Source organism: Campylobacter sp. W0014, assembly GCF_020135975.1.
In the GTDB taxonomy this organism is placed as follows: Bacteria; Campylobacterota; Campylobacteria; order Campylobacterales; family Campylobacteraceae; genus Campylobacter_D.
This window is the reverse complement of sequence record NZ_JACHTR010000109.1, coordinates 1-377: the sequence shown is the minus strand read 5'-3', so window position 1 is coordinate 377 and position 377 is coordinate 1. Positions and strand designations below refer to the sequence as shown.

Below are 377 nucleotides of genomic sequence, written 5' to 3'. Positions count from 1 at the left end.
TTATGCTAAAAACTTATAATGAAAAATACCTTTTATATCCTGTGCTTTATTTTTATGGTTTTGGAAATGGAATTTTATTTAAAGCTCTTTTAAAAAACAAACATTATGAGCATTTAGTCGTTTTTGAAAAAGAATTAGAAATTATAAAAATCATGTTTCATCTTTTGGATTTTTCTCAAGAATTAAAAGAAAATAGACTTTTATTATTTGATGCTAACACTTTAGAACTTCAAGATTATCACAATCTATGCTCAAGAGACCCATTTTTTACATTTTCTAGAACTTATTTTTTAGAACTTAGTTGTGATTATTATGAAAAAGATCAAGAAGAGATATTAAAAATAAATAACAAACTCATAGATGCATTTAAAAATGCC

1 pseudogene is annotated in these 377 nt (G+C 23.1%); it reads left to right on the top strand.

Going from position 1 to position 377, the window contains the following annotated elements:
* Nucleotides 1–377: pseudogene (locus tag H2277_RS09185) on the top strand (DUF115 domain-containing protein); the annotation flags it as partial.